2 protein-coding genes are annotated in these 595 nt (G+C 47.6%); one reads left to right on the plus strand and one right to left on the minus strand.

Annotated elements, in window-relative coordinates; genetic code table 11:
• On the plus strand, nucleotides 1–342 hold a 342-nt coding region (locus ASC50_RS03330), incomplete at its 5' end, for a carbon starvation CstA family protein (protein WP_304518316.1).
• On the opposite strand, the gene ASC50_RS03335 is transcribed toward ASC50_RS03330, so the two are convergent.
• The coding region (locus ASC50_RS03335; protein ID WP_162491131.1) for an alpha/beta hydrolase at nucleotides 308–595 on the minus strand (288 nt) is incomplete at its 5' end. The two genes, ASC50_RS03330 and ASC50_RS03335, sit on opposite strands and share 35 nt — an antisense overlap.

Here is a 595-nt window from a genome sequence, read left to right on the forward strand (position 1 = left end):
TTCCCCCGCATTTGGATTCCGCTGCCACTGTTCGCAGTCGGGTTTATCCTGCTCCAAATCAATTTCGACATCATCTGGCGATATTTCGCGTGGGCAAACCAAACCCTCGCCGCCGCAACTCTCTGGATGATAACTGTTTACCTCGCAAGTAAAGGAAAAAACTATTGGCTTACTTTCCTTCCGGCACTGTTTATGACCATGGTGGTGATGACGTACATTCTGGTGGCACCCGAAGGGTTGCAACTGAATTACGCGCTGAGTGTTTGGATTTCGGCACTCGTAACGATTTTGTTGGGAGTGTGGTTTTTTAGATATGCTGCGTCACAAACGCCTTTGTCTTAGCCACATACTCATCCGTGCAGTCCCAATAGGCATTGGCGTGTTCCACATTGGGCACAATCCACAATTCTTTCGCGCCCGACTTGGCTTTATACAGCGTATCTGCCATCCACACAGGCACATACGTGTCTTTTTCGCCATGAATAAAAAACATGGGCAATCGGCATTTTTTCCCCTGCTCCAAAGCGGAGGCTTCTTTGAAATTCCAACCCACTTTCATGTTGGAATACAAAGAAGTGGCATACAATATCGGGAA

The sequence above is a fragment of the Candidatus Symbiothrix dinenymphae genome (genome assembly GCF_001431085.1).